This window comes from Paenibacillus xylanivorans (assembly GCF_001280595.1).
Lineage (GTDB): Bacteria > Bacillota > Bacilli > Paenibacillales > Paenibacillaceae > Paenibacillus > Paenibacillus xylanivorans.
In genome coordinates, this window is the sequence record NZ_LITU01000036.1 from 169,876 (window position 1) to 184,200 (window position 14,325).

Genomic DNA, 14,325 nt, shown 5'->3' on the forward strand with positions numbered 1-14,325 from the left:
TTTAAGCCGGGATAGTCCTATCCCTGAATGCATATAGAGGTGGATGAATGATGTTAAGTCCGAACTCAACGTTTTACCCCCGTCCGCTCGGGGTTACCCCGGCGGCATCCCTGCCCCAGTCCCCTTCAGCTCCGCTGGAGACCAGTAGACAACTCGTGGGCAGTGATGAACGGGATGCCCCTTATTTCCGCTCTCTGGAAGAGGTAGGCATCCGTCTGAACGGACCCCAAATCTCAGCGGTTCGCCACGGCAAAGGCCCACTGCTGACACTCGCAGGAGCTGGCTGCGGCAAAACAACTGTACTAGCTGCACGAGCCGGCTACCTGATGGAAGTTAGCGGTGTTCACGCGGGAAGCATCCTGCTGGTGACGTTTACGAACAAGGCTGCCACCGAGATGAAAGACCGCATCGCTTCGCTGCCTGGCATTCGTCCCGCAGCTGCAAGAGCGGTGCAGGCCCGTACATTCCACTCATTCGCGCTGACGCTGCTGCGTCATTACGGCGTGCAGGAAGAGATTTTTGGCGAGTCCCGCGCGCAGCATACCGTACTTAAGATGCTCCTGCGCCAGAATGGCATGAGTGAGGCGTTTCAGCCGGAGAGTCTGCTGGCCATGCTGTCCGCCTGGAAAATGCAAGGATCAGAGACAAGCGATCTTCCCGAAAAATCACAGGAGGAACGCGATGCCAAACGTGTTCTCCTTGGTTATGAAGCCTGGAAGCGGGATCGCAACAAAATGGATTTTGATGATATTTTGCTGCGAGCTGCCGCTCTGCTTCGTGATCCTGCTGTACTGGGGCCGCTTCAGCAGCGTTTTCAGTACATCATGGTCGATGAGTTCCAGGATACCAATAGTCTGCAGTATGAGATTGTACAAAAACTGGCTGCCGCCCATCGCAACCTGATGGTTGTGGGAGACGACGACCAGACGATCTATACGTTTAATGGGGCACGGCAGGAATCCATTTTGGAATTCGATAAAGTTTACCCCGGTGCACGCATCGTGACGCTGGATATCAATTACCGCAGCGATGCGCGTATTCTGGGACTGGGCAGCGAATTGGTCGCCCGGAACAAACGAAGACGTGACAAGCGGCTGCGCGCAGCCGGGCATCGTGGAGATGCGCCACGGTTCGCCACCCCCTCCAATACAGAGGAAGAAGCAGCTTGGGTTGTTAACCAGTTGTGTCAGCAAGTCGAGGAAGGTCTGCATACGTATCGGGATATCGCGATTCTGCATCGGACAGCCAGCAGCAGTCGGGCTATATTTGAGCAGCTTGTATTGAAAGATGTGCCGTTTGTACAACATGGAGCATCCCCGGTCTTCTATGACCAGTCGCTGATCCGACCATTGATGGATCACATGCGCTTGTCACTGAATCCACGTGCTGTAGATGCTCTGCCGAGTGCCCTGGGACCTCTCTATGTGTCCCGCGATGCCGGACTGGAGTGGATTCAGCGCTGTGAAGAGCAGCAGGCGAAGAAATATCCACTCATCCATCTGGCCAAATGGGACAAGCTGAAGCCTTTTCAGCAGGAACAGGTCAAGGAACGTATCAAGCTGATCAAATCGCTGACGAAGCTGAAACCAGTGATCGCGATCCAAGAGATGCGCCGTCAGTTTTACGACAAGTATATGGAGAGCGGTGATCCAAGCATCTTTACCCATTACAAGGAAACGATGCTGGAGACACTGGACGAATTCGAAGCTGCGGCCAAAAAATTCGAAACCGTTGAAGAGTTCATCCAATTCGCCGATGAACTCTCCCGCAGACACCGCGAGATGGAATCACTGCGCCGTTCACAGGACAGCGATGCAGTCCAACTGATGACGATTCACCGGGCCAAGGGACTTGAATTCCCATGTGTATACTGGATCGGCGCCAGCGAAGGAATCGTGCCTCACAGCACGGCACTGCGGCAGGATATCCCTGAAGACCAGAAGGCTGCTCTTACGGTGCAACAGACAGATGCCGAACTGGACATGGCTCTGGAAGAAGAGCGACGGCTCGCCTATGTCGCAATCACACGGGCTAAACAGTATTTATACGTCACTTCTCCCGCCAGCCATCACGGCAAACCCGCAGACGTTTCCCGCTTTCTGCTCGAAGCCTTTGGCATGGAGGTACCGGACAAACGCAAAAACCGCGATGAAGGCCGAACTGGCAATCATGCGTCATACGGCAGAGGTAATGGCAATAATCAGAACTCTCACTCTGGTACACGTTCTGAGGGTAGGGACGTGGTACACAGACGGACAATCAGTAACAGTGAACGTCGTGACTTCGATGTTCATAATGACCGTGACGATGATCGGCTCAGTGAAAGACGCGGGAGCGGTATCATTGGTAACCACAAAGCATTTAGCACCACGGGTGTGAGTCAGGCAACTTCATCTTCGTCCAGTTCGGTATCGCGTGCTTCAGGAGATGCTGAACGCATGGAGACCGTAGCGATTTGGAAGTGCAGTTCTTCCACCTGCAAAGCATGGCTGCGCCAAAAACCGGATGTACCTTCAGCCAAGGCATCCAAAAAGGCAGCGTCTGGTCCCCCACCTTGTCCACTGTGTTCAGGCACAATGGAGGCCGGTACCCGTAAGGTTCCCGTGACTGGGCGGTTCGGAAGATAAAAGCACGTATAATCACTGCACAGCATACTGAACATATATGAAGATCAGAGGAAGGCCTCTTCGATAAGTCATGAGTATGAAGGTGGACAGCTCTTGTTAGCTTTTTTTTGGTCTAATGAACCTGGCACACGCTATTTGCTCTGATTTGCTCAGAGCTGAGATGTAACGAATCGCAGAGACCTTATTTCGTCGATTGGGGCTGATTTTTAGGTTTTAGCGTCTGGTTATACCAAAATAAGGTCACTGAAGTTCGTTAAAATTTGCAATCCTTGTGATTCCGCCTTATAGGGTGCTGTAGATTCGTTAGCAAAGGATTCATTGTTGCAGATCCCGTAGAAAATCAACCAGAAATGGTTGCTGTGAGTATCACAGTTGAGGGAATTGATTTTTTTGAACAAAAGTCGTTTGGATGGCAAAGTCAATGGCTGGTCGGTAACCGAGCACCTTGATGAGTAAGACGAGGACAAACGATTGCTATTCGTTTCAGGACGCTTCCTGCTGTTTATTAACAGTAGAAGCGTCTTTTTTCCATTTTAGAATGGAGGTTGGATTATGCAGGACGGCAAAAAGCATTACTATGTATCAGTAACCCATAATCTCATTGAACAGACCAAGAACGAATCAACACCGTTTGAAGTGATGGTGGACGATGAACAGCTAAACCGGCTGAAAGACCTGATGAAAGTGCTGGAGGATGAAGATGCCTATACATTGCAACGAGCTCCGGTACCCTACAAATCGGCGGATCATGACGAGGCCACAGAACAATTCTCAGATGGCATGACGTTGCTGTACACGTTTCTTTACGACCATGGCACTTCGGATACCCGGCAGGCAATTGAGAGCATGAACGTACTTTCACGGCTGCAAGATACGGATTATGATGATCCGGGGTATGAGAACTCACCACTGAATAAATGAACTCTTATCACAAAGACTTCCTCTCCGATGAATTCAGGTCAATGACCTGCTTCAGGAGTAACGGGAGTCTTTATTTTTTACAATTCGGCCCCAATAGTATCATTATTGATACTATAAACCAAAAATGATACTACTGTTCATTTCGGATATTATACTATATATTTATATATAACTTATTTCTGCGAGGAGGATAACTATAGCGATGGGAAATCCAATCATGATGAAAGCGTTCGGATATTACGAGCCTGGGCTAGAGACCGACATACCACCATTTCAGGAGGTAGAAGTTGAGAAACCAAAACCTACAGGAAAGGATTTACTCGTTGAGGTGAAGGCGGTATCTGTCAATCCGACGGATTGGAGATCGCATCTTTCCAAACATCCGGACGATTTATCCCTGACTGTGCCTGGTCGTGATGTAGCTGGCGTGGTAGTGGACATCGGCTCCGATTGCAATTTGTTCAACGTTGGTGACGAAGTGTATTATGCGGGGAGCAATACTCGTCCAGGCGGACACAGTGAGTTTCATTTAGTAGATGAACGAATTGTCGGCAGAAAGCCAAAAAATCTGGATTTCGCCCAGGCGGCAGCTTTACCTCTGACAAGCCTTACGGCAGGAGAAGCTTTTTTTGAGCGCTTGGGCATTTCCAGGAATGCATCGGATAACGAAGGTAACAGTATGCTTATTATCGGGGCAGCGGGAGGCGTCGGATCGATTGCTACTCAATTAGCCAAGTTGGCTGGCCTTAGAGTCATAGCAACTGCCTCTCGTCCCGACTCGATCTCATGGACAAAATCAAACGGAGCAGACCACGTGATCAACCATCACCAACCATTTGGACCCCAACTTAAAGATCTCGGACTGGCTGGTGTACAATATATTTTCGTGCTAAATCATATAGATGAGCATATGGATGAGATGGCAGAAGTTATTTTGCCGCAAGGGAAAATTTGTTCCATTCTTCCATTCGAGAAACCAGCCGAACTTCAAAAGTTATTCTCAAAAAGCGTAACGCTCGTTTGGGAAATGATGTTCACCCGCCCAATGTTCCAGACAGATGATATGATTGAACAACATCTTCTACTTAATGAAATCGCAGATCTGGTGGATGCGGGCAAGATTCATACAACGATGGCAGAGCGGATTGAACCAATTAATGCAGCTAACCTGCTGGAAGCCTACCGAAAGAGCAAATCGGGCACTGCGATTGGCAAAATCGTGTTGGAAGGGTTTGAAAAGTAAACGTAAATCCGTTTTGTCTGATCACGATCAATAAATCAACCAAAGGGTGTTGTTTCTCCAAAGATAAGATGGAGAAACAACACCCTTTAATACCACGTTAAATTCCATCTCTATATCAGTCCAGACGAATCTCCTGACCTTTTTCGGCTGACTCGTAAATTCCGCACAGCATTCTTGTCGAAGCCACACCATCCGCAATGGGACTGATGGGTTCGGTACCATTCAGACAACAATCCACAAAGTGATCAATCTGATTCTGGAAGGCACCGTGAATATCGAGACCTTTGTAGTCTGTCTGGGGTTCAATGTTCAGGATCGTATTGTGTTTCTCGGTGACGATTAACGTCTCGGGCTCCAGCTCGAACCCACCACGCTCGCCATACAATCTAACTGAGGATTCTTCCCCGCGTGCATGCAGGGTAAAGCTCACATCTACCGCCAGAGAAGCCCCGTTCTCGAAGCGAATTAGCGCATTCGCCATATCCTCCACATTGTTGACAGCAGAACTGTAATCTGCGGCTTTGTAAAAAGAAAGGTGCTCGATATGGGCACGATTGCCCAATTTTCGATACGTGTTGCCACTCACCGAAACAGGTTTCGGTTTGCCCATCAAATACCAGCATTGGTCGATAATATGTACGCCAAGATCAATGAGCGGGCCACCGCCAGAACGGTTTTTGTCCGCAAACCAGCCTCCGGGATTTCCCAAGCGACGCAGAATAGAAGCTTTGGCATAGTACAATTCACCAAACTCACCGGCATCGATGAAACTACGTATCATCTGCATGTTGTTGTCATAACGACGTACAAATCCCACGACAAAGGTACATCCGCTTTTCTTCACAGCCTCTTCAATCCGCAGCGCATCTTCCACATTGGTTGCTACCGGTTTTTCCAGCAGCACATGTTTGCCTGCCTCCAGAGCAGCGATGGCAAATTCGGCATGGGTATTATTCCACGTACAGATACTAACGGCATCCACATGCGGGTCCTTCAGCATCTCCCGATAATCTGTGTACACTGATTGTGCATCATACTTCTCTGCGGCTGCGGCTGCACGCTGTTCGTTCAGGTCACAGATGGCGTAAATGACAGCATTCTCGTTCTTGGCGTAACACCTCATATGAAGATCCGAGATGGACCCTGTGCCGATCATACCGATATGCAGCATTTTACTCGTACTCATCTTCTTCCTCCCTACCCTTTCCAGAACATGGTTATGGTCTAGTCTGCCCGGAGCATGCCTTTGTAAATCCCTGGTGTAGAATTTTCAATCTTCACGGCCCCCAGGGTCTGAGCATAGAAATCCACGGGTCCCGCCGAGCCAATGATCGCGTAAGCGTAACCGTCTGCCTTCATGGCGTGCATACAGGCCAGCAGCAAGGCTGTACCTACACCTTTGCCTCGTGCCTCCTGACCAACACCTGTTGGACCAAAGAAATTGCGACATGTCGCTTCATAACAGGCGAAGCCAATCATTTTCCCATGCTCAATTGCAATATAACAGGAGACTGGTTGACGTGCAAAAGCCAGATCACATTCATCCACCCAGGGCTGGCTAAAATGGGATCTCACCCAATCCAGCACTACCTGTTTTTCTGGTGCGATGGCTCTTCTTATGACAATGGAGGACTCCTCCAACTTTTTCAGTCCACTCTCTTGTTCTGGCAAATGGTAGAGCGCCACCAACATATCACTCATATGACCTTATTCCTCCTTGTATTGAATGTTAGCAACCACACATGAATTCAATCAACATCAAGATAATCCGTAATGTGAATTACAGGTTATAGCACTCTCTTGAAACTTAACCCTATCTTGATGCCTGTAACCTGCAAGATGAATGATATTACAAATTAGAACTGACATACTTATTCCATAACTTACATAACAAGTGCAACCCTTGATCAAGTTGTCCCGTCTATAAGAATGAAGTGCGGCCCTAATTATGAGTTTACCGCGATATAACCAAGATTAGAAGGGATGAAAATCAACAATGAACAACAACATGAAAAAAGTAAGCGCCCTGATGGTCCTGTCCTTGGCCCTGAGCGGTGGAGCTGCATATGCAGCTACTCTGGACAGTACACAGCCCGTCAATTCAACCTCCGTATCAGCTGACAACAAAGGAGCTGAAGCCGTTAAAGTAACTGTAAACGGTGCACCTATGGCTGACGGTTATTGGAACAAGGATGGTCAAGTACCCATGATCGCGCTACGTGATCTCACCGAGGCACTTGGCATTGAACTGAAATGGAACAAAGAAAACAAATCTGCTGAGCTGACAAAAGGTACCCTCTGGACACTCGTTACCACAGGCAAAGACCAGTATTCGGTCAATAAAATGCTGCTTAAGCTGGGAACAGCGCCTGAAATCACAAATGGCAGACTGTTCGTACCCGCTTCTTTTGCAGAAAAGGTACTGCACGGCCAGGTGACAACAACAGGAAACCAGGTCACCATCTCCAGTGAAGAGGAAGTGAAAACCGTTACTGAGCGTGGGGTCATTACGGGAATTAACAGTGAAGGCAAGTATCAATCCATCCATATCGGCGGTGCAGGTACAGATGGTATCGTCCTTAATGTTGGTGAAGATACCACTTTCAAATCCGCGGATGGCAAAGATATCAAGCTCACCAATCTGACCATTGGTATGAACGTGGAAGCTGAGCATTCAGAGATTGCAACCCTCAGTTTACCGCCCCAAACACCTACTTACAAAGTCACTGTACTGGATGCAGCAGCTTCCGAATCCGAAACACAATTGAAAGAGGTTCTTGGTACAGCGGGCACGATTGAGAATGTAAAAACAATAGAAGATAATGGTACTCAGATCGAGATCTCCGGCTCCCGTCTGACAGAGACAGCACCTGATCATGTTATTCTTAACATTAGCAAGGATACAGAACTGGTGAATCATCAAGGGGAAACGATCAAACCAGAGGAACTGACCAAAGGGGCAAAAGTGATTGGATTCTATAGCCCGGTCCTGACTCGCAGCCTGCCGCCAATCGGAACGGCTTGGAAAGTAGTAATCGAAACACCAGCCGAACAACCTGAAGCGAAATAAGCTGCCAGAAAAGAAGGCTAGCCTAATTTAGGCGTAGAGCATAGCAGAGCTAGATCACACTATATCAATGCAGAAATAACCTTATCCCACGCTTCCTCCTTTATAGAGGTTGGGGTAAGGTTATTTCTCGATCCTGCATTTTGTATATATGTATGTAATAGCTCTATTTCCTTATTTCGGCATCAACTTCAGCTTGTGCTTCAACAATCGCTTCTGCCTCAATCTCCACCATCAGCAAAGGATCAATGAGTGCACTAACCTCCACCATCGTGGCGACAGGCTGGATCTGACCAAAAAATTCACCATGAGCCTTGCCCACTTCTTCCCACCGGGAAATGTCAGTAACAAACATGCGGGTTCTCACGACATGAGACATGTCTGCTCCCAATTCTTTCAGTGCATTTTCAATGGTCTGCAAAATAAATCTCGTCTGTGCATATGGATCACCTGCTCCAACCACAACACCGTCCTGCATGGCCGTAGTACCCGCAACCTCAATCCGGTTGCCAACACGAATGGCACGGCAATATCCCACAAGCGGCTCCCATGGAGAACCGGTAAACACCTGCTGTCTGTTCATTCTGCTTTCCCTCGCTTTAAATGTGATTTGAAATCCCGATTAAACATGAATTATATCAGCCTGCCGACCTGCTGAACAAGCAAATAAAATAGGATATAACTGAATTTAGCTCAAACCAAAAAGCCCCTGAGTGATCTCCCGTGCCTTGGACAAGGGTGAATCATTCAGGGGCTCTATGAAATTGAGATCCTAGTCCTCAATCAAAAGATGAAGCACCAGGCTTACAGCTTGATATTAGCCTCATCAAAGTATTCTTCAAGTGTCAGTCCACTTTTCACAACATCAGGAGCCAGATCAGTGCCGACATAGCGAATATGCCATGGCTCGTACACATACCCGGTTATCCCTTCCTCACCTTTCGGATAACGGATGATGAACCCATATTCTGCTGCATGCTCAGCCAACCACTGGCCTTCTTTCGATGTGCCAAACACCTCTTCTATGGCATTGCCTACACTTGGACTGGAAACGTCAATCGCTAGTCCGGTTTGATGTTCGCTGTGGCCTGGCACAGAGCTTACACGATCCGTGTATTCTTTACCTTTGGTTTTGACATTGTTGTTATAGATCGAAACCTGACGCTGATAAGAACGATATCCAGATACCGCACGAAGTTCAATATCGTCCGCTTTTGCACCTGCAAACAGCTTCTCCAGCGCCTCGGCAGCTTCCTTGCGCATATGGCGCTTCTCATGTGGTCCATCGAAGGAGAACGGTACGTTAGGCTCCACCAGATCACTCGGCTCGTACCCTTCAGGCAAGCTGCGCTGTTTGTTAACGATGACGGTCATGGCCTGTGCGTTGGTAACCACAGATTGTGTATCGATCGTCGTTTGCAGCGCACTAATGCTGCGCTTCTCCGTTAGTGGATCTTCTGTTGTAGCTCCATTGCCTGCGTCAGAAGAACCCTCTCCCCCTGTTGAAGTATTGCCGGAACCACTATCCGTGCCTTCACTGCCATTGTCCGAAGATGAGCTGTCATCCCCACCTGTGTTGTTGCCATCATTGCCAGTATCCTCAGTCAAATGAACCGTGGTACCGTCCGACTCTTGCTGTGCGCTTCCTGCTGCGTTCAGATTCTGGTTCTCCTCTGAGCCCGAACCGTCCTGGCAAGCGGATAACAAAGCTCCGCATATCATAAGTGAGGACAGCATAACCGCAATGTGGCGCTGTCGTCCTGTACGTAATTTCATGTAAAAACTCCTATCGCATATTGTAATAATGATTGCAGCATTCGTGTATATGGGCTTGTCTTCCCCTGCGACAGTATACCTTAAATTGCAGCAAAGCTCCACCGGCAAAGACCTCCTTGAGAGCAGGTCATCCTAAAGATATGCCGGGTGTACAACTTGTACGGTCGTTTTTTGGACTTTTAGAGCCCTATCCCAAGCTTCTACACACAAGAAGCAAATTGGAAATGTGTATATCCATTTTGGATAAAAAGCATTGCGCCGATGCACATCACAAACAAGCGGGGGATGATCTGAGATCTCCCCCGCTCCGAATGGTGCATCATTTAGTTGCCGGGCTGTCCTTCTTCTTCTTTTGGACAGCCTCCCACATCCGCGCAGCTACGCGCTCGCGGATCAATGCCAGCCCTGCGGTGGCAGGCACGCCTGGCAGCAGCGCCGCCAGTTCCGGCGTTGCCGGGGCCTTGCCCGGCTGCGCCAGCCGCACCTTCACGGCGCCGAAGCCAGGCCCCGGCTGGTGCATGGCGCCGTCCGCGGCTGCCTCGGCGATCCACTCGCCGACGGCTGCGCCGCCTTCGCCGCCCCGCGCCTGCGGGCGGCCGGCCGTTTCGGCTGCGCGGCCGGAGCCGCTGGGATCATGGGCAAGTTCCTCCGCCCATGATCCCAGCACGCCGGCGAGCAGCGCTTCGCGCGGCAGGCCGGCGTGCGCCAGCTGCAGCAGCGGCTCGGCCGCGAAGCGCGCGGCAACGGCGCGCTCAGCGGCCGCGGCATGCGCGCAGCCCGGGCGGCCGCAGGTGCACGTTGCTGCGCCGCCAGCGCTAAGCGAGCTGCCAGCGGCGGCTGTGCCCGGCGCGGCCTCGCTTGACGCAGCGGGCAGCAGCCCGGCGAGCTCCGCCGGGGCTGGACCGCCGCGCAGCAGCGCGTACAGCGACAGCGGTCGCTTGCGCAGCTGTGCCAGCACAGCCTCGCGTGCGGCTTCACTTAGCTGCGGCAGCGTGCCCGTTACCGTGAATAAGCCCACGGCTGATTTGGTCTTGCTTGCAGCTGCTAACGCCTCTTTGTCTTCATCAGCAGTTGTACTAACTTCTGCTGTCCATCCACTGGGGGACATTTGCAGCTCTACATTCCATTTATCGCTCACAACAATCCCCCTCCTGTCTATACATTCTATATTCCCTATATATCTTAAAACTTACAGCCATGTCTCGCCCTGAAGCGAGATAAGGCCGCGCAGTTCATCATCCGACATTTCGGTCAACCAGTGCTCACCAGAACCGACGACTTGCTCAGAAAGGGCCTTTTTGCTCTCAATCAGCTCATCAATCCGTTCCTCCAGGGTCCCCTGACAGATCAGCTTGTGCACCTGCACGTTCCTGTTCTGCCCAATCCGGAATACCCGGTCCGTCGCCTGATTCTCCACCGCAGGATTCCACCATCGATCGTAGTGAACGACATGACTGGCACGCGTCAGATTCAGACCTACACCACCGGCACGTAGAGATAGGACAAACAAGGATGGGCCCTCCCCTTTTTGGAAGGTCTCCACCATATCATCCCTTTGCGACTTCGAAACACCGCCATGCAGGAAATACGGTTCTTCCTCATACCGCTGTGTAAGCCGGGATACGAGCAGTTCCCCCATCGCCACATACTGCGTGAATATCAGCGCCGATTCACCGTTATCACGGATCGCATCCAGCAACTCTAACAGACGCTCCATTTTGCCGGACGCTTCAGCCTTGCCATGATCCTTGCGGCTGCTGTCCGCCAGTACCGGATGATCACAGATCTGCTTCAGCTTGGTCAGAGACGATAATACGATCCCCTTACGAGCAATACCGTTTCGGCCATCCAATCCACCCATCAGGTCATCCACCACACGCTGATACAGAACCGTCTGCTCTGGCGTCAAGGAACAGTAAGACTTCAGTTCCAGCTTCTCCGGCAGATCCTTGCGGATATCCGGATCACTTTTCAGCCTGCGCAACATAAATGGCGATACCAGCCGATGAAGCTCACGCAAGGATGCTGCATTTTCTTCAGACGGGCCCATTCCGGTATACCGCTGGCGGAATGAAGAAGCTGTTCCCAGATACCCCGGATTGAGGAATTGGAAAATGGACCACAGCTCGCTTAACCGATTCTCCACTGGTGTACCCGTCATCGCAATGCGATGCGGCGTAGATAGCCGCATGACGCTTTGTGCTTGCTTCGTACGGTAATTTTTAATATATTGCGCCTCATCCAGCACAACGGTAGACCAGTGCAGCGAAGCCAGATCTGGGCCATCCCGGCCTGCCAGATGATAAGTCGTCAGCACAATATCATGGGACTGCGCTTCCGCCTGAAACGCATTGCCGTGCAATCGTTGTCCGCCATGATGAATATATAACGACAGATTCGGGGCAAACCGCTTCAGCTCACGCTGCCAGTTCCCGAGCAACGAGGTAGGGCACACAATAAGCGCAGGCAGATGCGCATCATGCACATCCGGGTGTTCACCGTTCGTGGACCGTTCTTCCATCCCCATAAACGCTTCGTGCTCACGTGCCTCCTCAGCCGCGGCTTGCAGTTCCTCATGTTTTAAGTCCAGCAGGCAGGTAATAACCTGAATCGTTTTCCCCAGTCCCATATCATCGGCAAGACATACGCCGAAACCGAGTTCACGCATGGCGGATAACCATTGGTACCCCCGCTCTTGATAGGGTCTTAGCTCGCCATGCAGCTCTTCGGGAACCCGACGAGGCTCAATGCTTCGAAGCACCTGTCCGTCGAGCAGGAAGGAGAGCAGACCTTCCGATTCCGCACCAAAGACGGAAAGCCCCTTCCATGCTGTATCATCGCCTTCCTCAGCTGCCAGATGCAGCCATTCGGAGAGCGGCATATATTGTTCTTCTTCTTTTTTCATATAACGCAGAACCTGGCGAATCTCTTTCGTGTCAACTTCAATCCATTCGCCGCGGAACATCACATAAGGCACCGTTGCTTCTGCGAGTGCAGCCAGCTCCTCCGCCGTAACAGGCTTCCCGTCCAGCATCGGTTCGGCCTTGAAGGCAACCAGTTGCTCCATGCCCAGTGCAGACGGGGCTCCAAGCGGTCTTTCTGTTCCACGATTGAGCATCTGTAGACGTAATCCAGCACGGCGTTTCCCTGCACGGCTCCAGCGGGAAGGCATTAACACCGTTACTCCCGCCTTCTGTAGTCGAGGCACAGCATAAGTCAAAAATTCAAAAAAGGCTTGCTGTTCCAGCTTCATTCCTTCCGGTCGTGCATGAAGAAGCGCCGTTTCCAGCTCCGGTGCCAGTTCTGCTGCATGACCCAGCGCCATCAGGAGCTGTTCTGCAGCTGATATATAGCATACTTTCCCTCGATCCAGATCCCGTTCCGGATGTGCCCAGATCGTGCGTGCAGGTAATCTCAGGCCAGATTCCTGCACACTGTCTGCCCAGAAGGTAATTCCCCACAATGATTCATGATCACCCAGGGGCGGTTCCAGCCGCAGTACCAGCTTCAGCTCACCTTCTGTGGGAGCCGTTTCTTCACTGCCTACCACAGGTCTCACTGTACCACCAGCTTCTTGCAGCATGCCAATGAGTTCTGCCATTTCCTCCGTAGGGCCCTGCACCGTCACCGGGCGGAACATCGAGACCAGACTGTTCCACCACAACTCCGCTACCGGAGAGGAGCCACGTCGGAATGGCGTACGGTATCGAGACAGTTCACTATCCATGCCTCCCATCTCACCCGTGACAACCGCATGAACCATTCCGCTCATAAATGAAAATAATACGGCCGCTCCCGCTTCCTCCCGTGATTCCGGTTCAGAAGATGCGTATGCTCCGGGAGCAGACAATCCGATCGGCGGCATGGATTCCGCCAACTCCCGGAAACGGTCCACATCCGCTTCCTGCAGCAGACGCGGACGCCATACACCTGTCAGCGTTTCCTGTCCGGTGCGGCGACGCGCACCTGTCTTGGCCGCAAACTCAGCGGACGGAGAAAATTCTCCGCGCAGCAGCAGTTCCTGTGTAAACTGTGCTGCTTTTACCCAGTAGCGAATCTCTTCTCCAGCCTGAATTCCTGCCGCATTCAATATACTTTCGTCCCAATGGAGCAGCAGCTTGAATGTATCTTTGGGCGATATTGCCAGCCCTTCCAACGTCCGTCCGAGCAATTGACGCCGCTTCGTACCCTTCGCTTCCGCGGCATTACGCATCGGATTGGGCCAGCGAAGCTCCGCAAGACGCAGAGCGGCAGGCTGAAACAGACGACCCCCGTCGCCAAAATTCAGCTTCCTTACCACGTGGCTCCACGCATCCACACGCGGCTCCGATGTTTCACCGGAAAAACAAAAAAATACGTCACCAAGCCATACTCCATACAGCGATTGCATCATTACAGTCTCCCGTCATCCCTTCGCATTGTTACTCTCCATCATATACGAAAATGCTCGGATTTAAAAACTTTTACAGATAAAAATTGCTTCTTTTATTCCCCTTCCCCTCTGATCTGTACCGAAAAATAGTTCCGTTCCCGTTTTTTCTGCTTCCACATCACTTCGAAAAAACATCTGCAAACCACTTCATACTATATTATGTATACCTGTTAAAAGGTGAAACACGCCACGTCTTAGCATTTGAAGATAGGATGCTTACACGAAAAAATGCCCCTCATCCCCAAAAGGGGTTAAGGAA

10 protein-coding genes are annotated in these 14,325 nt (G+C 50.9%); 4 read left to right on the top strand and 6 right to left on the bottom strand.

Annotated elements, in window-relative coordinates; all coding sequences use genetic code 11:
- Positions 1-50 precede the first annotated feature (50 nt).
- From AMS66_RS04900 to AMS66_RS04910, 3 genes are all read left to right on the top strand, one after another.
- Positions 51-2,627 carry a UvrD-helicase domain-containing protein gene (locus tag AMS66_RS04900; RefSeq protein ID WP_053779722.1) on the top strand — a complete coding sequence of 859 codons (2,577 nt, stop codon included), beginning with the start codon at positions 51-53 and terminating at the stop codon, positions 2,625-2,627.
- Between the two features lie 552 nt (positions 2,628-3,179).
- Positions 3,180-3,548 carry a hypothetical protein gene (locus AMS66_RS04905; protein WP_053779723.1) on the top strand — a complete coding sequence of 123 codons (369 nt, stop codon included), beginning with the start codon at positions 3,180-3,182 and terminating at the stop codon, positions 3,546-3,548.
- 202 nt (positions 3,549-3,750) lie between these two features.
- Positions 3,751-4,791, top strand: a complete 1,041-nt coding sequence (locus tag AMS66_RS04910) for a zinc-binding alcohol dehydrogenase family protein (RefSeq protein ID WP_407944524.1) — start codon at positions 3,751-3,753, stop codon at positions 4,789-4,791.
- Between the two features lie 115 nt (positions 4,792-4,906).
- On the opposite strand, the gene AMS66_RS04915 is transcribed toward AMS66_RS04910, so the two are convergent.
- Together AMS66_RS04915 and AMS66_RS04920 are read right to left on the bottom strand one after the other, a co-directional pair.
- Positions 4,907-5,977, bottom strand: coding sequence for a Gfo/Idh/MocA family protein (locus AMS66_RS04915; protein WP_053779724.1), 1,071 nt, complete (start codon positions 5,975-5,977; stop codon positions 4,907-4,909).
- Between the two features lie 38 nt (positions 5,978-6,015).
- Positions 6,016-6,492 (bottom strand): GNAT family N-acetyltransferase, encoded by a 477-nt coding sequence (locus tag AMS66_RS04920; RefSeq protein ID WP_053779725.1) that lies wholly within the window; start codon positions 6,490-6,492, stop codon positions 6,016-6,018.
- Positions 6,493-6,799: 307 nt separating this feature from the next.
- Here AMS66_RS04920 and AMS66_RS04925 point away from each other — a divergent pair, with 307 nt between their 5' ends.
- A complete protein-coding gene (locus AMS66_RS04925; protein WP_236703187.1) occupies positions 6,800-7,861 on the top strand; it encodes a copper amine oxidase N-terminal domain-containing protein in 1,062 nt (353 codons plus the stop codon).
- Between the two features lie 163 nt (positions 7,862-8,024).
- Here the strand turns inward: AMS66_RS04925 and AMS66_RS04930 are convergent, their stop codons facing one another.
- The 4 genes from AMS66_RS04930 to AMS66_RS04945 form a co-directional block, all read right to left on the bottom strand.
- Positions 8,025-8,441 carry a RidA family protein gene (locus AMS66_RS04930; RefSeq protein WP_053779727.1) on the bottom strand — a complete coding sequence of 139 codons (417 nt, stop codon included), beginning with the start codon at positions 8,439-8,441 and terminating at the stop codon, positions 8,025-8,027.
- Between the two features lie 221 nt (positions 8,442-8,662).
- Positions 8,663-9,634 (bottom strand): M15 family metallopeptidase, encoded by a 972-nt coding sequence (locus AMS66_RS04935; RefSeq protein WP_053779728.1) that lies wholly within the window; start codon positions 9,632-9,634, stop codon positions 8,663-8,665.
- Between the two features lie 319 nt (positions 9,635-9,953).
- Entirely contained in the window at positions 9,954-10,772 is an 819-nt protein-coding gene (locus AMS66_RS04940) for a hypothetical protein (protein WP_053779729.1), read from the bottom strand.
- 51 nt (positions 10,773-10,823) lie between these two features.
- Positions 10,824-14,027 carry a DEAD/DEAH box helicase gene (locus tag AMS66_RS04945; RefSeq protein WP_053779730.1) on the bottom strand — a complete coding sequence of 1,068 codons (3,204 nt, stop codon included), beginning with the start codon at positions 14,025-14,027 and terminating at the stop codon, positions 10,824-10,826.
- Positions 14,028-14,325: the final 298 nt, after the last annotated feature.